Origin of the sequence: Clostridium malenominatum (genome assembly GCF_039521365.1) — a bacterium.
In the GTDB taxonomy this organism is placed as follows: domain Bacteria; phylum Bacillota; class Clostridia; order Clostridiales; family Clostridiaceae; genus Clostridium_AW; species Clostridium_AW malenominatum.
Map to the genome: position 1 here is coordinate 550805 of NZ_BAAACF010000001.1, position 20377 is coordinate 571181.

The following is a 20377-nucleotide window of genomic DNA, read 5'->3' on the forward strand; positions in this document are numbered from 1 at the left end:
TTTAATACGATGGAGAGAGGAAAAATGTTAGATTTATTTATAAAAAAAATTGAGGAATTATATAATATTATTCTACAACCTATAGACTATATATTCAAGGAAATAGCTGTTATGAAATATAAACAATTATTTTATATGTCTAAAGAAGAGAACTTTGGTGAAAAATATTTAACTATATTAAAAGATAATAAAAATAATGGAGTTGTTTACACCCCTTTAGAAATATCAAATTATATGATAAAAAACACAATAAAATTAGAAGAAATAATAAATAATCCCTTCATTAAAATTTTAGACCCTTCTTGTGGCTGTGGTAATATTATAATTCCCTTATACAAGTGTTTATATGAGTTATATAAGGAAAACTTAGATGAAATAAATATAAAAAATAACATTAAATTAAATGATTCAAATTTAAAAGAACACATAATTAAAAATAATATATTTGGAATTGATATTGATGAAATTGCTATAAAGGTACTTTGCATTGATTTATACATGGTAAGCAATGTTGTTTTTCCTAGTAATTTTAAATGTGAGGACTTTTTAGAGAGAGAAGAAGAGGGGAAATTTAATATTATAATTGGAAATCCACCCTATGTTGGACATAAAACTATAGATAAAGAGTATTCAAAAAACCTTAAAGAAAAATATGGAGAGGTTTTCAAAGATAAAGGAGATTTAAGCTATACTTTTTTTAAAGGAGCTTTAATGAATTGTTCCTCAGATGGAAAAGTTACCTTTGTTACTTCAAGGTATTTCATTGAAGCACATAATGGAAAGGGACTTAGAAAGTACATAGTTGATAATTATAAAATAAATAAAATTATGGACTTTTATGGAATAAGACCCTTTAAAAATATTGGAGTAGATCCCGTTATATTATTTTTAGAGGTAAAAGGAAGAAAGATAGATTTAGATTATTCAATAAATATTATCAAACCTAAAAGTAGAAAAAGTAAAGAAGAGTTTATTAAATATCTATTCTTAGGAAAAGAGAAAAAATTTAATAGTTTTTATTTAACTAGCAAGGAATTAAATACTGAAAGATGGCTGCTAATAGAGAAAAATGAATTAAATATAGTGAAAAAGATTGAGAATAAATGTAACTTAAAGCTAAAAGAAATTTGTGAAAGCAACCAAGGTATAATTACAGGTTGCGATAAAGCTTTTATTGTAAATTCAGATTATATAGAAAAGAATAATTTAGAAAAAGATATAATAAAACCTTGGATAAAAAGTAGTAATATTGATAAATATAAAGTAGATAATGGGGTAAAATTTATAATTTATTTAGATAAAGAAGAAAATATTGAAAATTTTCCTAATATAAAAAAACATTTGGAACCATATAAAGAAATTTTAATAAAAAGAAGGGAATGTAAGAAGGGTGTTAGAAAATGGTATGAGCTTCAATGGGGAAGGAAATCATCTATATTTGAAGAAGAAAAAATAATATTCCCTTATAAGTCTAAGGAAAATAAGTTTGCTTTAGATTTAGGAAGTTATTATAGTGCAGATATATACTCTATAAAATTAAAAGATATTGACAAATATGATTATAACTTTCTTTTAAGGATTTTGAATAGCAGAACCTACCAGTTTTATTTTCAATGTTTTGGTAAAAAGTTAGGGGAAGATTTGTACGAATACTATCCCAATACTCTTATGGAATTATTTATTCCTGAAATTTTTCCTATAGAAAATAATAATGAAGAAGATATTTATAACTATTTCGATTTTAGCGAAGAAGAAATTAAAATAATTGGAGAAGATTATGTATAAAAATTATTTTATTGGTAATAATATCTAATGTAATTAATAAGGAAAAAGAGGAAAAATATGTAATATGTAGAATAGTTATATTATGCATATGAAAAATATGGACAAATAATATAAACTGGGGGGAAAAATATGTACTTAAAATTTGACAATAAAGAGGATAAGCTATTGGTTTATATGATGGGAGAACTAGACCATCACAGTGCAGAAGAAGTAAGAAATAAAATAGATGATAGGCTTAGCAGGGAAGATATAACCAAGCTTATAATGGATTTTTCTGATGTTTCTTTTATGGATAGTTCAGGTATAGGTGTAGTAATAGGTAGATACAAGAAACTAGCTAGTAAAAATGGTAAGGTATGTATAACAAATGTAAGTGATTCTGTAAAAAGAGTTTTTGAGTTATCGGGAATGTTTAAGATAATTCAACTATACAATACCAATAAAGAAGCATTAGAAAATATTTAATTTTAACGGGGGGAAAAGATAATGTACGATAACATGATGAAGGTAGAATTTCTTAGCAAATCTGAAAATGAAAGTTTTGCTAGAGTGGCAGTAGCAGCATTTGCATCACAATTAGATCCTACAATTGACGAGCTGACTGATGTTAAAACTGCTGTGTCTGAAGCAGTTACAAATTCAATAATTCATGGATATGAAAATAGAAGAGAAATAATAAAAGTGGAAGCCTATATAAAGGATAAAGAATTAACTGTGATAATTAGCGACAATGGGGCAGGTATTGATAATATAGATTTAGCTATGCAACCATTATACACTTCTAGGCCGGATTTAGAGAGATCGGGTATGGGGTTTACCGTTATGGAATCGTTTATGGATAGTTTAATTGTGGAATCAGAGAAAGGTAAGGGAACTAAGATCACAATGAAAAAAGTTTTTAAATCCTTAAGTTAGGTGGAAAAAATGAGTGAAGAAAGGGTAAAAAACGCAACTTACGATTATGATGATAACGTAGAGCTAATAAAAAAAGCTAGAAATGGAGATAAAGATGCTTTAAATTATTTAGTAGAGATGAATTTGCCTTTAGTCTCTTCTGTAAGTAAAAAGTTTTTAAACAGAGGGTATGAGTATGAGGATATTTATCAAATTGGTTCTATGGGATTAATTAAGGCTATTAATAATTTTGATTCCAGTTATGGTGTTAAATTCTCTACATATGCAGTTCCGATGATAATGGGAGAAATAAAAAGATTTATAAGAGATGATGGAATAATTAAAGTTAGCAGAAGTATAAAAAATACTGCAAGGAAATTACATTATGATAAAGAAGCACTTGCAAAAAAACTTAACAGAGAACCTACTATTGAGGAGCTTTCTGAATACTCAGGAGTTAAAACTGAAGATATAATATTTGCATCTGAATCAGTTAACAATATGCAGTATTTGTACGACACTATTCATCAAGATGACGGTTCTCCTATAATGCTCATGGATAAAATAAGTCAGGACTATGAAGAAGATACTGAGATAGTAAATAGAATTGCTTTAAAAGAAGCTTTAAGCAAGTTAGATATAAAGTCCAGGCAGATAATAATGTTAAGGTATTTTAAAGATAAAACCCAGGTAGAAGTGGCTAAAATGCTAGGAATAAGTCAAGTACAAGTATCTAGAATTGAAAAAAGAGTATTAAAATCTATGAAAGATAAGCTAAAAATAGGATAAAACATATATCCTATTTTTTTGCATTAAAAAAAGGTTTATGAGCAGAATATAAATAGTATTTGTTTAAGGGGTGAAATTATGAAAGCTAATGAAAAACAAATTAAAGAAAAGTTTAAACAACTATCCACAGAAATTGAACCTAAATATAGTACACTAAAAAATTGTTTTTTTGCTTTTATTGTAGGTGGGATCATTTGTTGTATTGGACAGTTTTTTAATAATTATTTTTTAAGTAAAGGAATACCTAAGGAGGAAGTTGGTACCTATGTATCAATAATAATGGTATTTATAGGAGCCCTTCTTACGGGACTTGGAGTATACGATAAAATTGCTACCTTTGCAGGAGCCGGAACTGTTGTACCTATTACGGGATTCTCTAATTCTATAGTATCCCCTGCTATAGAATTTAAAAAAGAAGGATATGTGTTTGGAGTAGGGGCTAAAATGTTTACCATAGCAGGGCCTGTACTGGTATATGGAATAAGTAGCTCTGTTATAGTTGGATTAGTATATTATTTTCTAAAAATGCTATAGAGTCGTAGAACTATTTGATGAGGTGGTAATGTGATTAAAAAAGTTGGAAAACAGACTATTAGAATAGATAGTAAACCAAGAATTATATCTGCATTTAGTATTGTTGGACCAAAGGAAGGAGAGGGGCCTTTAAAGGATTATTTCGATAAGGTAATAAGTGACGATTTAGCTGGAGAAGAAAGTTATGAAAAGGCAGAAAGTACGTTGCTTTATACAGCAGTAACTGAAAGTATAAAGAAGGCTAAATTAAAGGAAGAAGATATAGATTTTTTATTTGCAGGAGACTTATTAAATCAATTAACTTCGTCTAGTTTTGCGGCAAGGGATATGAATATTCCCTTTTTTGGCCTATATGGGGCATGTTCTACTATGACGGAATCTCTATCACTAGCTTCAATGGCTATGGATGGTGGCTTTGCAAACTATGTAGTTGCTGCTACGTCATCTCATTTTTCTTCAGCAGAAAGACAGTTTAGATATCCTTTAGAGTTTGGAAGTCAAAGACCTGCCACTGCTCAATGGACTGTAACAGGTTCAGGGTCTATAGTACTAGGTAGAGAAGGAAATTATCCCTATGTAACCTATGTCACCGTTGGTAAAGTAAAAGACTATGGCATAATTGATGCTAATAATATGGGAGCAGCCATGGCGCCAGCAGCTGTGTCCACCATATATAGTCATTTTAAAGATACAGGAAGAAACCCTAGTGATTATGATGTAATAGCAACTGGAGATTTAGGTAAGGTAGGAAAGCAAATAACCATAGAATTGTTAAAAGACTACGGTTATGACATTTCTAGCAATTACATAGATTGTGGAGAAGAAATATTCGATCATGAAAGACAGGGCACAGATTCAGGTGGAAGTGGATGTGGATGTTCTGCTGTTGTATACTGTGGATATCTTTATAAAAATATGTTAAGCGGTAAATTTAAAAGGATATTAGTTGTTTCTACAGGGGCGTTATTAAGTACTACGTCTTCCTTGCAAGGAGAAAGCATACCTGGAATAGCCCATGCAGTGGCAATAGAATATGGTACTGGAGGGGTGTAATTTATGATAGGAGACTATATAAATGCTTTTATTGTAGGAGGAATTATTTGTGTAATAGCTCAAATACTAATCGATAAAACAAAACTTACACCAGCAAGAATATTAGTAAGTTTTGTAACATTAGGAGTTATATTAGGAGCTCTTAATATTTATGATTATGTAGTAGATATAGGAAAAGCTGGAGCTACAGTACCTCTTCCGGGATTTGGATTTACTTTAGCTAAAGCAGCTATTAAGGAAGTGGACCAAAAGGGGTTAATTGGAGCTTTTACTGGAGGAATAAAAGGAGCTGCAGGCGGTATAACCGCAGCAATACTATTTGGATATATAATGGCATTGATTTTTGATCCAAAAACAAAAAAGTAATATACCCAAAATATGGGTATATTACTTTTTAATTAGTAGAAGCTTCACTATTAGTGTTTGAATCAGTATTATCTAAATCTTCATCATCTTCTAATAAATCATCTTCGTTTTTTTTTCCATTTCCCTTATCTTTGTTTTTATCCTTATCCTTATTTTCTTTATCCTTATCTTCAGAGTCATCCTCTTTTACAGGCTTTTCTTCTTCCTTATGAACGTCACATAATTCTGTTGGAACAGTGCCTTCCATAAACATTTCAGTCTTAATTGATTCTTTAGGGCAAAGGATATTAGGTGATTTTCCGGATATAGTACATATTTGAGCTTCTACTATTCCAGAAGGTTTAGCAATTTCTTTATAAGGTAAATCTTTATGAGCTTCCTTCATAAGTATTCCCCAGATTTTTGCAGCATCATTACTGCCTATATATCTTCCAAACTCATAATTGGCGTTAAAACTTGAGTGATCGTCTTTACCAATCCAAATTGCAGCAGAATAGTAAGGAGTAAGTCCAGTAAACCAAAGGTCTATAGAAGCATTTGTAGTTCCTGTTTTACCTCTTGCCATAGGACCAAAGTTTGCACTAGAACCTGTAGCACCAGGGGCATAGCTTACAGGACCTTTTAATAAATCATATACTATATAAGCTGCTTGTGGAGATATTACTTTAGAGGAAGTATATTTAGGCTCTAAAAGTACCTTTCCGGTTCTATCCACAACTTTTCTATATATAATTGGCTCAACTCTCATACCGCTATTTCCAAAAACTCCGAAGGCAGCAGCCATATCTAAGGTGTTAGTACCACTAACTCCAGCCTTTCCTGTTAACTGTCCTAAGGAAAGAGCAGACATACTGGTTTCATCAGAATTTTTTTCTAGCTTTAAACCAAATTTTCTTCCATAGCTAGCAGCGTTTTTTAGGCCAACTTGATGTTCTATTCTTACAGAAATTACGTTTTTAGATTTTAATAAAGCTTCTCTTAAAGTCATATTTCCTTCGTATACATTAGGGCTATTTATAGGACTATAAGGGGCTCCGTTTACAGGATAAAACTTTCCTATTTCTGCAGGTACAGGAGCATCTTGATAAATTGATGCAGCTGTAGCAATCTTCATATCAATTGCTGGTGCATAAACTGTAAGAGGTTTTATACTTGAACCAACGGCTCTATAAAACTCTGTAGCTCTGTTGAATGAAAGAGGGGGTTGAACTCCCCTTCCCCCAATCAATGCTTTAACTTCACCAGAATGGTAATCCATTATGGTAGCAGAGGACTGAGGTTGAGATATTTTATTATTAGTCTTAGACTTAATACCAAGTAGACTATCTAAGTTGTTAAGGGTAGTTTGTGTATAATCTTGAAGAGTTTTATCCATGGTTGTGTATATCTTCAAACCACCATAAGTTAACATCTTGTCAGCTTCTTCACTACTTATTTTATATTGAGCTATTAAATCTTTTTTTACTTGCTTTATAGCTTCCCTTGAGAACCATTCATATTTAAGCTTAGTACCCACAGCGGTATTAATATTAAATACTAATTTATTGTTATTTAAATCTTCTATGGCCTTATTATATTCATCACCTGTAATATATCCAAGATCATGCATTTTTCCTAGTACAGACTTTGTCCTATTCATGTAAGAAGAGGAGTTTTTTCCGGAAGTCACAGCAAAATAAAAAGTAGATGGACTTTGCGTAAGACCAGAAATAAACGCACTTTCAATTAAGTTTAAGTCCTTTACACTTTTATTAAAATACTGCCTTGCACCAGCTCCTATACCATGAGCAGGGCCTCCTAAAGGTATTGTGTTCATATAAGCTTCTAAAATTTGTTCTTTAGATAATACATCATCAAGCTGCAATGCTAAATATATTTCTTGTACTTTTCTTTTTATTTTAACTTCATTTGATAGCATAGTGTTTCTTACAAGCTGTTGAGTAATAGTGGATGCACCTTGCAATTTATTACTTCCACTTAGCTTATTCAAAACGTTTCTTACGGTAACTCCAAAAAGTCTTTTTATGTCTATACCATTGTGAGTTTTAAATCTTTCATCCTCAATACTTATAAAGGCATTTACTAAATTATTAGGTACATCTTTATAAGAAACCAAGGTTCTACTAGTATCAGACACAACGGTATCCATAAGTTTTTCTTTATCATCAAATATAACAGAGGGCTCGTTTAAACTTAATACCTTATTTACATCCAAAGGGGGAGCGGTTTTTATCATTGCAAGACCTACTCCAAGGAGTGCTACAGATGCAAACAAAAATACTAAAAACAAGCTTATTATAGTAGTTTTTATAATTTTACGTCGGTTTTTCTTTTTCTTTTTACCTGCCTTCGCTTTATTGTTATTATTATTATTCATAGTTATCCTCCTGAATATGAAAAAATGAAAAGGTCAATTTCTTTATTATTATAACATAAAATAGAGTTTTAATAAAATAGTTATAACAATATGTAATGTTTGGGAGATTCCGTTGAAATAAGAGCTTAAAGAATATTTTAATATGAGAATATTTCTTAGGAATCATAAATATATGTAATTAAACAGGTTTAAGAGGAGTGAGGAATATTAAAAGGGTAAGAGCTAAATATATAATTTTTTTTGTAATATCTTTTACGATTATATCCTTTGCAGTTTTTATATATGTTTTTGATAGTATAATAACTCCAATTGTATTAAATGTAGCAGACGGAGAAATGAGGGGAAAGGTAATTGACACTATAAATAGTACTACAATTAAAGTATGCTCCGATAATTTTAAATATGAAGATATAATAAATATAGAAAAAGATAATGAGGGCAATATATCATTAGTGAAAGCAGATACTTTGAAAATGAACAAGGTAGCTTGTGATGTTGCCATTGAATCACAAAAGGAATTAAGGGAAATAGGAATGATAGGAATAAAAATTCCATCAGGATTTGTATTTAAAAACAATTTACTTTCATATTTTGGACCGGATTTTACTGTGAAAATGAGACCTATAGGGTATATAGAAACAAAGTATAGTTCAGATTTTGAAAGTGCTGGAATAAATCAAACTAGGCATAAAATATATATAAAGGTTAGGAGCAACTTAAGAATAATGATGCCTGTAAGAAGTAAGGATGTGGAGGTATATAGTGAAATACCTATATCTGAAACTATTATTGTAGGAAAAGTTCCTCAAACAGCTATAGATTTGGGAATTGATAATGCAGGATTTAGACTAAAAGCAATAGAAGGCGATTAACTTTTAAAGGTTAATTGCCTTCTAAATTTTCTTTATTTATCTTCCCAGTTAAAAACATAAGGAATATTTCTGTAATAATCTCCATAGTTTAATCCATAGCCAACTACAAAAACATCTGGTATTTCGAAGCAGCAATAGTCAGGAGAAATAGAGGCAACTCTTCTTTCAGGCTTATCTAAAAGTACACAAGACTTTACAGAAGAAGCTCCTAAGCTTTTAACATGATTAATTACATGTTCCATAGTTATACCTGTATCTACAATATCGTCAACCACTAATACATCTAATCCTTCTACATTGTCAGGAATATCATTTACTATATTAACTTGGCCGCTAGAGTTTTCTAAGTGACCATAGCTAGAAGTTGTCATAAAACCTATTTGAGTTGGAATAGTTATAGCTCTTACCAAATCCGCAGTAAAAATAAAGCTTCCTCTTAATAGAGAAAGAACGTATAATTTCTTACCTTTATAATCCTCTGAAATTACTTTACCCATATCTTTGATTCTCGCGTTTATTTCCTCTGTAGAAATTAATATGTTTTCTTTTTTATCTTCCATATTAGACCTCCATCTAACAAATCTTTATGTTATTTTCAATATTGTTTTTATAGTATAAAATAATAGGAAGGTTGTCAAGGAGTTAGTGGATTATATTATAATGCAAAGGCTTTTGTAGTATAATAATCATATGGTGGAAGTTGAATAGGAGATGATGATATGATAAAAGGTAATGTTGATGGAGTAAAGAATATTTTTCTAGAAAGACTAGAAAGTTTATATGATTTTAAAATACCTAAAGATGAAGTTTTTAATTATGAGTTAATGTATGAAATTTCGGAAGTAACTCGTGAACTGGAAAGAGAAGTAAGCGTTGCTATTGATAGAAAAGGTAATGTTATTAGTATTGCTCTAGGGGATAGCACTTCTGTGGAAATGCCTATGATTGATATTAAAGAAAAAAGACTATCTGGTATAAGGGTGATCCATACTCATCCTAATGGTAATTCTAGATTATCAGCTTTAGATACCTCTGCTCTAATAAAACTAAAATTAGATTGTATTGTAGCAATAGGAGTAGATTCTTTTGGCACTACAGATATAACCTTTGGATTTTGCAACATAGAAAACAATGTTTTAACTTATGAAATGACAAAGAAATATTCACCAGAGGAAGCTATAGAATTTGATTTATTAGACAAAATAAAGTACATAGAAGAAATACTAGAAGTAAATAATATAGAAGAAGATGAAAGTGAAAGAGCTATTTTAGTTGGAGTTGAAACAGAGGAAAGTCTAGAGGAATTAGAGGAGTTGGCAAAGGCTTGTAATGTAGTTGTGGTAGATAAAATTTTGCAAAAGAGAATTAAAATTGACTCCGCCTTTTATGTGGGAAAAGGAAAGGTAGAAGAAATTGCTATGTTACGCCAAGCTAGAGCTGCGAACTTAGTAATATTTGACGATGAGTTAAGTTCCTCTCAAGTTAGAAATTTAGAGGATTTTATTGGAGTAAAGGTAATAGATAGAACTACTTTAATACTAGAGATATTTGCAAAGAGGGCAAAGAGTAAGGATGGTAAAATTCAAGTTGAGCTAGCTCAATTAAAGTATAGACTTCCTAGATTAATGGGACTTGGGACTGTTCTTTCAAGAATGGGAGGAGGAATAGGAACTAAAGGACCAGGAGAGAAGAAGCTAGAAACAGACAGAAGACATATAAAAGAAAGAATATATGATTTATCAAAAGAGCTGGAGAAAGCAAAAAAAGTTAGAGAAACTCAAAGGGAAAGTAGAAGCGAAATTCCTAACATTTCTCTTGTGGGGTATACTAATACAGGAAAGTCTACATTAAGAAATCTTATTTATAGTATGTTTCCAGCAAAAGAAGGAGCTCAAAAGGAAAAAGTTTTTGAAGCAAATATGCTTTTTGCAACCTTAGATACTACTACTAGAGCTATATTATTGTCAGATAACAGAGTAGCTACCCTTACAGATACCGTTGGATTTATAAGAAAACTTCCTCATGATTTAGTAGAAGCCTTTAAGTCCACATTAGAAGAAGTAATTTATGCAGATTTGCTCTTACACGTTATAGATATTTCATTAGAAAACTATGAAGAGCAAATAGAAGCGGTGAATAAAGTTTTAGAAGAGATAGAGGCTTTAAATAAAGAGACTTTATTAGTATTAAATAAGGTAGATAAGGTTAGTGAAGAGAAATTAACAGAAATAAGAGAAAAGTTCCAGGGAAAAAATTATATAGAGATTTCAGCAAAAGAGAGCATAAATATTAATGAATTAATTAAAAATATAGAAGATAAACTTCCAAATAAATTAACTAAGGTAGAGTACTTAATACCATATACGGATGGAGCAACAGTATCTTATCTTCATAACAATGCTAGAATAAACTTTGAAGAATATAGAGAAGAAGGTACTTACATAAATGCTGAAGTTAATGAAAAAACTTACAATAAATGTAAAAACTATCTAGTTTAGAATATTAATATTTTAATATATGGTTTTACAATCATAATAAGTATGGTAAAATTATTATACTAATATTATACATAGGAGGTAGAAATTATGGATAAGTATGTTTGTACAGTATGTGGATATGTTTATGACCCAGCTATAGGAGATCCAGATAACGGAGTAGCCGCTGGCACATCTTTCGAAGCAGTACAAGGAGATTGGGTATGCCCACTATGTGGAGTAGGAAAAGAAGATTTCGAAAAAGAAGCATAAAAAAAGGATGGTTGAACCATCCTTTTTTTATTTTTGCAAGTTATTCTTGTAATCCGTTTCAATATTAATTTTGATATTATTTTAACTAAATGAAAAATCCTTATAAAAGCTTATTTCTTGGAGAAAATAATAATAAAAATAACAATGAATTTATGAAAAATGAAATTGAAAAAAAAATTACTTTCATATATAATGGCTATATGGAACTTTAAACGTATATATAATAGTAAATATTAATTTATTAGTAAAAATTAAAGGGGCTGAAAATATGGTAAATAAATTTAAAAGAGTTCTTGTAGCAAATAGAGGGGAAATAGCAATAAGAGTATTTAGAGCCTGTCAAGAATTAGGCATAAGAACCGTAGCTATTTATTCAAATGAAGATAAATGCAGTCTTTTCAGAACGAAGGCTGATGAATCTTATCAAATTGGTAAAAATAAAGGGCCTGTAGAGGCCTATTTAAGCATAGACGAAATTATAAGCTTAGCAATTAAAAAGGGAGTAGATGCTATACATCCAGGTTATGGATTCTTATCTGAAAACCCTGAGTTTGCAAAAAAGTGCGCTGAAGCTGGCATTGAGTTTATAGGGCCAACTGCAGAAATGATGGAGTATTTGGGAGATAAAATCAACTCAAAAATTATTGCTAAAAAAGTAGGTGTTCCTACAATCCCTGGAGTTAATAGATCTATAGCTACCGAAGAGGAGGCATTGGACATAGCAAAGCTTTGTGGCTATCCTGTTATGATTAAGGCTTCAGCTGGTGGTGGTGGTAGAGGTATGAGAATTGCAAGGGATGAAGAGGATTTAATTAACACCTTTAGAAGTGCAAAAGAAGAAGCAAAAAAAGCTTTCGGAATAGATAGTTTGTTTATAGAAAAATATTTAGAGGGACCTAAGCATATAGAGGTACAGGTTTTAGGTGATAAGCAGGGAAATTTAGTACATCTGCATGAAAGAGATTGTTCAATCCAAAGAAGACACCAAAAGGTTATTGAATTTGCACCAGCTTTTTCAATACCAGAGGAAAAAAGAAGGGTAATTTGTGAAGATGCCTTGAAAATAGCTAAAGCAGTGGGATATGTAAATGCTGGAACTGTAGAGTTTTTAGTAGATAAGTATGGAAATCACTATTTTATAGAAATGAACCCAAGGGTGCAAGTAGAGCATACTATAACTGAAATGATAACAGGTATAGATATTGTCCAGAGCCAAATACTTATAGCTCAAGGATATTCATTAGACTGTGAAGAGATCGGGATAAAATCTCAAAGCGATATACAAACTAGAGGATACGCCATACAATGTAGAATTACTACAGAGGATCCTATGAATAACTTTGCTCCGGACACTGGAAGAATAGATGTTTACAGATCTGGTTCTGGATTTGGTATAAGACTTGATGGAGGAAGTGGATTTACTGGTGCTATCATCAGCCCTTATTATGATAGTCTTTTAGTAAAAACTACAGCTTGGTCTAGAAGTTTTTATGATTCAGCAAGAAAAGCTATTAGATCTATTAAAGAATTAACGGTTTCTGGGGTAAAAACCAACGTAGACTTCATTATAAATGTGTTAAACCATCCAACATTTTTAGATGGAGAGTGTACCACAACCTTCATAGTTGACAACCCAGAATTGTTTGAAATATCTCCTAAGGCTGATAAAGAACTAAGGCTTTTAAAGTATATAGGAGAAAAAGTAGTTAACGATACCCATGGTAACAAGTCAAGCTTTGACGTCCCAGTGGTTCCCAAACTGACCTTAGATTCTCCTTTAAGTGGGACTAAGCAAATACTTCAGGAAGAAGGAGCAGAAGGATTAGTTAACTGGATTAAAAATCAAAAGAAATTACTTATAACAGATACAACTATGAGAGATGCTCATCAATCCTTAATGGCAACTAGGATGAGAACTAAGGATATGGTTAAAATATCAAAGGCTCAATCCATACTAGCAAAGGATTTATTTTCTATGGAGATGTGGGGGGGAGCTACTTTTGATGTAGCTTATAGATTCTTAAAGGAAGACCCATGGGAAAGGTTAGAAAAAATTAGAGAAAAAGTTCCTAATATACTTCTTCAAATGCTTATTAGAGGATCAAATGGTGTTGGATATAAAAATTATCCTGACAATGTAATAAGAAGCTTCATAAGAGAGGCGGCCAGCTCAGGAGTAGATATGTTTAGAGTCTTTGATTCTTTAAACTGGATTAGAGGAATGGAAGTTGCCATAGATGAAGTGCTAAAGGCTGGCAAGGTAGTTGAAGGATGCATTTGCTATACTGGAGATATATTAGATAGTTCAAGGGATAAATATTCTCTTCAATATTATATAAATAAGGCTAAAGAAATTGAGAAAGCAGGAGTTCATATTCTTGCTATAAAAGATATGTCTGCACTATTAAAACCTTATGCAGCAGCAAAATTGATTAAAGCTCTTAAAGAAGAGATATCAATTCCAATACATCTTCATACCCATGATACTACTGGTAATGGAGTAGCTACCATATTAATGGCAGCGGATGCGGGAGTGGATATAGTGGATACTGCTTTTAGTAGTATGGCAGGATTAACAAGTCAGCCAGCATTAAATTCCCTAGTAGCAGCCCTAGAAAATACTGAAAGAGATACAGGGTTAAAACTAGATAACCTTCAAAAGATATCTGATTATTGGGGAGCAGTAAGACCGGTTTATGCGCAGTTTGAATCGGATTTAAAATCAGGATCGGCGGAAATTTATAAGTATGAAATTCCTGGAGGGCAATATTCAAATTTGAAACCCCAAATAGAGAGCTTCGGACTAGGTTATAGATTTAATGAGATTAAGGAAATGTATAGAAAAGTAAACTATATGTTAGGGGATATAGTGAAGGTTACTCCATCCTCTAAGATGGTAGGGGACTTAGCAATATTCATGGTGAAAAATGACTTAACTCCTGATAATATATATGAAAAGGCTTATGGCATGGCGTTCCCAGATTCAGTGGTAGCTTATTTTAAGGGGATGATGGGTCAGCCTGAGGGTGGATTCCCAGAAGATTTGCAAAGATTAGTGCTAAAGGGAGAAGATCCTATAAATGTGAGACCAGGTGAATTGCTTCCTGATGAAGATTTCTTAAAAATCAAACAACACCTTAAGGATAATTATAATAAAGAAGCTACAGATAAGGAAATATTAAGTTATGCTCTTTATCCAGAGGTTTATGAGGATTATTTAAAGTATTTAGATAAGTACGGAAATCTAAGTCACATGGGTAGTGATGTATTCTTTCATGGACTAGGAGAAGGAGAAACCAGTGAAATAGAAATTGGTGAAGGTAAAAAACTTATTGTAAAGCTATTACAAATAGGTAAACTAAGCAACACAGGTAAGAGAACCTTAGTATTTGAGGTTAATGGAAATAGAAGAGAAATAGAGGTAGAGGAAAAATCTAGTAAAATGTCTGCTTTGAAAGAAGAGAAAACTATCGAGTTTGTAAATAAAAAGGATAAACTACAAATTGGAGCTAGCATTCCTGGAACCATCGTAAAACTTTTAATTAAAGAGGGAGATATGCTAAAGGAAGGGCAAAATATAGCTGTAGTTGAAGCTATGAAAATGGAAACAAATATAGTGGCTTCTACAGCAGGAAAAGTCGAGAGAATTTATGTAAAGGAAGGTCAAATTGTAAAAGCTTCTCAGCTTATAGTAAAATTATCATCAATATAATATTTTTAGAGCTAGCAGTATATAATAATGCTAGCTCTATTTTTCATTAATGCTCAAAAAGGAGTAGATAGATATGATAGTATGTCCTATTTGTAATGAGGTGGATATGATAACTTATAAATGTAACGAGTGTAATGGAGAGATGGTAGATAAAGGAAGAGTTCAAGAGTTTATGGATCCTTATGGTCCCCAACATCCAGTAGTTGATACAGAGGGAAATTGTCTACATCTCTTTGAATGCTTAAATTGTAGAAAATTAGAAAGAAAAAACATTAAAAAAGTAAGTGTATAATGAAAAGTTGCATTAAATGAAGGAAAAAATTCATTTTTTCTGAAAAGGTATTGTATATGCAGTGGCTAATATTATATAATAGAATTTAATTTAGGTGGCATTAATAAAATATTAGGGGGGACAAATATGGAGAAAACCATAGTACAATATCAAAAGGCTTTTAATGGTCTTGTGGAAAAATTGAAGGGGAATAGCTCAATTTTAGCCGTTATGGTTTTTGGATCAGTGGTTACTGGGGATTTGTGGGATGAGTCAGACATAGATTTATTCGTAATTACAAAAGAAAAGATGTCTAGCATCAGAAACATATATACAGAGGAAAAGGGAGTACCTGTGCATATAAAGCTAATGAGCAAGTCTAAACTTATTCAAATGTACGATGAGGATTTGAAAGGAGGATATATGCATAGAATATTTGCCTCTTCTAGGTTGGTTTTTTCTAGAGACCAAGAAATAACTCATACCTATGATAATGGAAGATATTACCCAGATGTAGATAGAGAAAGATGGAATATGGTATATTTGGGAAATTTATTAAAAAGTATAGGTGTATGTAAAAAATATCTATATAATAATGGAGTATATACTGCGTATTCTTCCGCTATTAAAACTGCAGAGGAGTATGCAAAATTGTATGTAAACTCTGTAGGATATATGATAAGTAAAGACGCTATGATAATGGCTGTTAACTTAAATGATAAGTTTAAAGAAAAGGTAGATAATTTATTTTTTAATAAGGAAAAAGTAGATACTTCTATTGAGGACTTAATAAAATATGTAGAGGAAAATATTGATTTGAATTTAAAAAATTTAACTTCTATACTGCTAGAATATATAAAGGAAAAAGATGCCTTAGTAAGTGGTGAAGATATTAAGAAATCTACATTATTCAATAACTTTGACATACATATTGAGGCAATATTAGAGAAATTATGTGAAAAGGGTATATTGAAAAAGGATACTAGAGATTATAAAACTCTAGACGGAAAGGTTTTATTCAAAGAAAATGTATATTTTCTTTAATGATGAAAAGCTATCTTAGAAATAAGGTAGCTTTTTATTATCCTTAAAATAAGAAATATATAAAACGAACAAATGATTAATATTCGTTATAATATGAAATATATAGCTATAAATAAAATAAATATTCGTAAAAACTATTTATTTTATAGGTTTTTTATATTATAATCAAATTGAAGATATATTTTAGGGGTGATTTATAGTGAGTAACCATATAAGAACTCTCTTTGTAGAAAAAAAAGAAGGTTTTAATTTAGAAGGAGAACAACTATTACAAGACATAAGAGTAAATTTAAACATAGCAGAAGTAAAAAGTATAAGAATATTAAATCGTTACGACATGTCAGGAATGAATAACGAAGAATATGAAGTAGCTAAGAATGTAGTTTTTTCTGAGAGAAATGTGGACAATGTTTATGAAGAGAAATTCTCTTTTTCAAAAGAAGATAAAATCTTTGCTGTAAGCTATCTGCCAGGACAGTTTGATCAAAGGGCTGACTCTGCAATTCAATGTGTGAATTTATTAATTGGTAAAGAAATAGAAATTTTAAGCTCAAAGGTTATTATTTTAAATGGCTCTATTAGTGAAGAAGAATTTGCAAAAATTAAAAGTTATTATATAAATGCTGTAGACTCTGGTGAAATATCTATTCAAAAGCCAAAGACGTTGACAATGCCATGTAATTATGTGGAAGATGTTAAAGTCTTAGAAAATTTTATAGAATATAAACAAGAAGAATTATCAAATCTAAAAGAAACAGAGAACTTTTCCATGACCATAGAAGATTTTAAATTTGTTCATAATTATTTTAAGAATGAAGAAAAAAGAAATCCTACTATAACTGAAATGAAGGTTATAGATACTTATTGGTCAGACCACTGTCGTCACACTACCTTTCATACAATTTTCAAAAATGTAAAAATAGAAGATGGATTTTATACAACATCTATAAAAGATACCTATAATTACGATGAGGACAAGCCTGCTTGTCTGATGGATTTAGCTACAAAAGGAATGAAAGAGCTAAGAAAAAGAGGCTTATTAGATGATCTAGATCAATCAGAAGAAATAAATGCTTGTAGTATTAATATAAAAGTAGACGTGGATGGCGTGGAAGAAGATTGGCTTTTAATGTTTAAAAATGAAACTCATAACCATCCAACAGAAATTGAGCCCTTTGGAGGAGCAGCAACTTGTATTGGTGGAGCCATAAGAGATCCTCTTTCAGGAAGAGCGTATGTTTATCAAGCCATGAGGGTTACAGGTAGTGGAAATCCAAAGATGAAGGTAGAGGACACCATTGAAGGAAAACTTCCTCAAAGGAAAATAACATTAGGTGCTGCTAGCGGATATTCTTCATACGGAAATCAAATAGGACTTGCTACAGGACAAGTGACAGAAATTTATCACGAAGGATATGTGGCAAAAAGAATGGAAGTTGGTGCAGTTATAGGGGCAGCGCCAAAGGAGAATGTGGTAAGAAAAGCGCCAATGAAAGGGGATTTAATTCTTTTACTTGGTGGAAAAACAGGAAGAGATGGATGTGGAGGAGCTACAGGCTCTTCAAAGGAGCATACTGAAGAATCTATAAAGACTTGTAGTGCTGAAGTACAAAAGGGGAATGCTCCTATGGAGAGAAAAATTCAGAGATTATTTAGAAATCCAGAGGTAAGTAAAATCATAAAAAAATGCAATGATTTTGGAGCTGGTGGTGTATCTGTAGCTATTGGAGAACTATGCGACGGGGTAGAAATTAATTTAGATTTAGTTCCTAAAAAATATGAAGGATTAGATGGAACAGAGCTTGCTATATCTGAGTCCCAAGAAAGAATGGCAGTGGTTATAGAAAAAGAAAACCTTCAAAAGTTTTTATACTATGCCAATGAAGAAAATTTAGAGGCTACTGTAGTGGCAGAAGTTACCGATGATAACAGATTAAAAATGAGTTGGAGAGGAAACTATATAGTTGATTTAAGCAGGGATTTTTTAAACACCAATGGAGCGAGAGATTATGCTGATGTAAAAGTGACTTCACCAAAGAAAGAGAAAAATTTCTTTAATAATGTAACTAAAGAAAGAATTAGTGGAAACATTAAAGAAGATTGGATAAAGCTTTTAAGTGATCTAAATATATGCAGTCAAAGAGGATTGGTGGAAAGATTTGATTTTAGCATTGGAGGAGGAACGGTACTTGCTCCTCTAGGTGGTAAATATGGCAGAACTCCTATAGAAGGAATGGCGGCAAAAATTCCACTAATAAAAGGAGAAACAAATACAGGCTCTATAATGACATTTGGATTCAATCCAAGGCTTTCAAGTTGGAGCCCTTATCATGGAGCTATGTATGCAGTAGTAGAATCCTTAACTAAAATTGTGTGCTTAGGAGGGGACTATAAAAAAGCAAGGCTAAGTTTTCAAGAGTATTTTGAAAGATTAAATAAAGAACCTGAAAAATGGGGAAAACCTTTTGCGGCTCTACTTGGAGCGTTAAAAGCTCAAAGAGAATTTAACGTGGCTTCCATTGGAGGAAAGGATAGTATGTCAGGTACTTTTAAGGATATAGATGTACCACCAACTTTAATTTCCTTTGGTGTAACTACAGTGGATGTAAGAAAGGCACTGTCTCCAGAATTTAAAAAAGCAGGCAGTAAAGTAATTTGGTTGCCACATATTAGACTGGAAGATGAAACTGCAAACTTTAAATCCCTAATAAATAATTATGATAAGGTAAAGGATTTAATAGATAAGGGAGCAGTACTGGCAGCTTCAAGTATAAAATATGGTGGATTAGTAGAAGCTTTAAGTAAAATGAGCTTTGGAAATGAAATAGGTTTTAAATTTACATTAAATATCAGTGAAGAAGAGTTGTTTGCTCCAAGCTATGGAGGAATTCTTTTAGAAATAAAAGATGAATTTAATGCAGAGGATTTAGTGGTGATAGGAGAAACCATTGAAAATTTCCAAATTAAATTTAGAGATGTAAATATAGATTTAAAGGAAGTTTTAACTTCTTATGAAGAAACTCTAGAGAGTATATTCTCTACAAAAGCTAAGGAACCTAAAGGGGAGATAGAAGAAAAATTATATAAAGAGGGAATAAAGGTATCGCCGGTTATAAAAATAGCTAAGCCTAGAGTTTTCATCCCAGTATTTCCTGGTACAAACTGTGAATATGATTCTGCAAGAGCTTTTGAAAAAGCTGGAGGGGAAGTTTCTACATTAGTATTTAGAAATAAAAATTTAAAAGAAATAGAAGAATCAATTGAAGCTATGGTAAAACAGATACAAAAATCCAATATAATCATGATACCTGGAGGATTTAGCGCTGGGGATGAACCCGATGGTTCAGGAAAGTTCATTGTAGCAGTATTTAGAAATCCTAAAATTAAAGAAAGTGTAATGGAATTATTAAAGAATAGAGATGGATTAATGTTAGGAGTATGTAACGGCTTTCAGGCATTAATAAAGCTGGGGCTAGTACCTTATGGAGAAATAGTTGATATGGAAGAAAATTCTCCTACACTAACCTATAACAATATCGGAAGACATGTAGCTCAAACTGTAAGTACTAAGATTGTATCTAATCTTTCCCCTTGGTTTTCAAAGGTTAAGGTAGGGGATGTTCACACAATGGCCCTTTCTCATGGAGAAGGAAGATTTGTTGCTCCAGAGAAAATGATTAAAGAGCTTATTGAAAAGGGACAAGTAGCTACACAGTATGTAAATTTAAACAATAGTCCAAGTTATGATATAAAATTTAATCCAAACGGTTCTATGTATGCTGTGGAAGGATTAACTAGTCCAGACGGAAGAGTACTTGGGAAAATGGGTCACTCTGAAAGAAAAGGACAGGATATTTTAAAAAATATCTGGGGTGATAAAGAACAATTTATATTTGAATCTGGTATAGAGTATTTTAAATAGGAGGTAGTAAT

16 protein-coding genes are annotated in these 20377 nt (G+C 31.5%); 14 read left to right on the forward strand and 2 right to left on the reverse strand.

Going from position 1 to position 20377, the window contains the following annotated elements:
• Window positions 1-24 precede the first annotated feature (24 nt).
• The 7 genes from ABDZ69_RS02760 to spoVAE all read left to right on the forward strand — a co-directional run bounded on the left by ABDZ69_RS02760 (window position 25) and on the right by spoVAE (window position 5421).
• Window positions 25-1785 (forward strand): Eco57I restriction-modification methylase domain-containing protein, encoded by a 1761-nt coding sequence (locus ABDZ69_RS02760; protein WP_343766279.1) that lies wholly within the window; start codon window positions 25-27, stop codon window positions 1783-1785.
• A gap of 129 nt (window positions 1786-1914) precedes the next feature.
• Window positions 1915-2250 carry an anti-sigma F factor antagonist gene (spoIIAA, locus tag ABDZ69_RS02765; RefSeq protein WP_343766282.1) on the forward strand — a complete coding sequence of 112 codons (336 nt, stop codon included), beginning with the start codon at window positions 1915-1917 and terminating at the stop codon, window positions 2248-2250.
• 21 nt (window positions 2251-2271) lie between these two features.
• On the forward strand, window positions 2272-2700 hold the full coding sequence (gene spoIIAB, locus ABDZ69_RS02770) for an anti-sigma F factor (RefSeq protein WP_343766284.1): 429 nt from the start codon (window positions 2272-2274) through the stop codon (window positions 2698-2700).
• Between the two features lie 9 nt (window positions 2701-2709).
• The gene (gene sigF, locus ABDZ69_RS02775) at window positions 2710-3468 is read left to right on the forward strand and encodes an RNA polymerase sporulation sigma factor SigF (protein ID WP_343766286.1); all 759 of its coding nucleotides are present in this window, start codon (window positions 2710-2712) and stop codon (window positions 3466-3468) included.
• 78 nt (window positions 3469-3546) lie between these two features.
• The gene (gene spoVAC, locus ABDZ69_RS02780; RefSeq protein ID WP_343766288.1) at window positions 3547-4002 is read left to right on the forward strand and encodes a stage V sporulation protein AC; all 456 of its coding nucleotides are present in this window, start codon (window positions 3547-3549) and stop codon (window positions 4000-4002) included.
• A 30-nt stretch (window positions 4003-4032) separates the two neighbouring features.
• A complete protein-coding gene (gene spoVAD / locus ABDZ69_RS02785; protein WP_343766290.1) occupies window positions 4033-5055 on the forward strand; it encodes a stage V sporulation protein AD in 1023 nt (340 codons plus the stop codon).
• Window positions 5056-5058: 3 nt separating this feature from the next.
• Window positions 5059-5421 (forward strand): stage V sporulation protein AE, encoded by a 363-nt coding sequence (spoVAE, locus tag ABDZ69_RS02790; protein ID WP_343766292.1) that lies wholly within the window; start codon window positions 5059-5061, stop codon window positions 5419-5421.
• Between the two features lie 28 nt (window positions 5422-5449).
• Here the strand turns inward: spoVAE and ABDZ69_RS02795 are convergent, their stop codons facing one another.
• The gene (locus ABDZ69_RS02795) at window positions 5450-7798 is read right to left on the reverse strand and encodes a transglycosylase domain-containing protein (protein ID WP_343766295.1); all 2349 of its coding nucleotides are present in this window, start codon (window positions 7796-7798) and stop codon (window positions 5450-5452) included.
• A gap of 197 nt (window positions 7799-7995) precedes the next feature.
• Here ABDZ69_RS02795 and yunB point away from each other — a divergent pair, with 197 nt between their 5' ends.
• Window positions 7996-8670: a sporulation protein YunB gene (gene yunB, locus ABDZ69_RS02800; RefSeq protein ID WP_343766298.1), complete on the forward strand. Its 675-nt coding sequence runs from the start codon at window positions 7996-7998 to the stop codon at window positions 8668-8670.
• A 32-nt stretch (window positions 8671-8702) separates the two neighbouring features.
• On the opposite strand, the gene hpt is transcribed toward yunB, so the two are convergent.
• Entirely contained in the window at window positions 8703-9230 is a 528-nt protein-coding gene (gene hpt / locus ABDZ69_RS02805) for a hypoxanthine phosphoribosyltransferase (protein WP_343766301.1), read from the reverse strand.
• 159 nt (window positions 9231-9389) lie between these two features.
• Between hpt and hflX the strand changes: the two genes are divergently transcribed.
• The 6 genes from hflX (at window position 9390) to ABDZ69_RS02835 (ending at window position 20366) form a co-directional block, all read left to right on the forward strand.
• Window positions 9390-11168, forward strand: coding sequence for a GTPase HflX (gene hflX, locus ABDZ69_RS02810; RefSeq protein ID WP_343766304.1), 1779 nt, complete (start codon window positions 9390-9392; stop codon window positions 11166-11168).
• 87 nt (window positions 11169-11255) lie between these two features.
• Entirely contained in the window at window positions 11256-11417 is a 162-nt protein-coding gene (gene rd / locus ABDZ69_RS02815; protein WP_343766307.1) for a rubredoxin, read from the forward strand.
• Window positions 11418-11685: 268 nt separating this feature from the next.
• The gene (locus ABDZ69_RS02820) at window positions 11686-15129 is read left to right on the forward strand and encodes a pyruvate carboxylase (protein ID WP_343766310.1); all 3444 of its coding nucleotides are present in this window, start codon (window positions 11686-11688) and stop codon (window positions 15127-15129) included.
• Window positions 15130-15202: 73 nt separating this feature from the next.
• Window positions 15203-15421 (forward strand): hypothetical protein, encoded by a 219-nt coding sequence (locus ABDZ69_RS02825; RefSeq protein WP_343766313.1) that lies wholly within the window; start codon window positions 15203-15205, stop codon window positions 15419-15421.
• Window positions 15422-15547: 126 nt separating this feature from the next.
• Window positions 15548-16444 carry a nucleotidyltransferase domain-containing protein gene (locus ABDZ69_RS02830; protein WP_343766316.1) on the forward strand — a complete coding sequence of 299 codons (897 nt, stop codon included), beginning with the start codon at window positions 15548-15550 and terminating at the stop codon, window positions 16442-16444.
• Window positions 16445-16643: 199 nt separating this feature from the next.
• Window positions 16644-20366: a phosphoribosylformylglycinamidine synthase gene (locus ABDZ69_RS02835; RefSeq protein ID WP_343766319.1), complete on the forward strand. Its 3723-nt coding sequence runs from the start codon at window positions 16644-16646 to the stop codon at window positions 20364-20366.
• The last annotated feature ends 11 nt before the right edge of the window (window positions 20367-20377 follow it).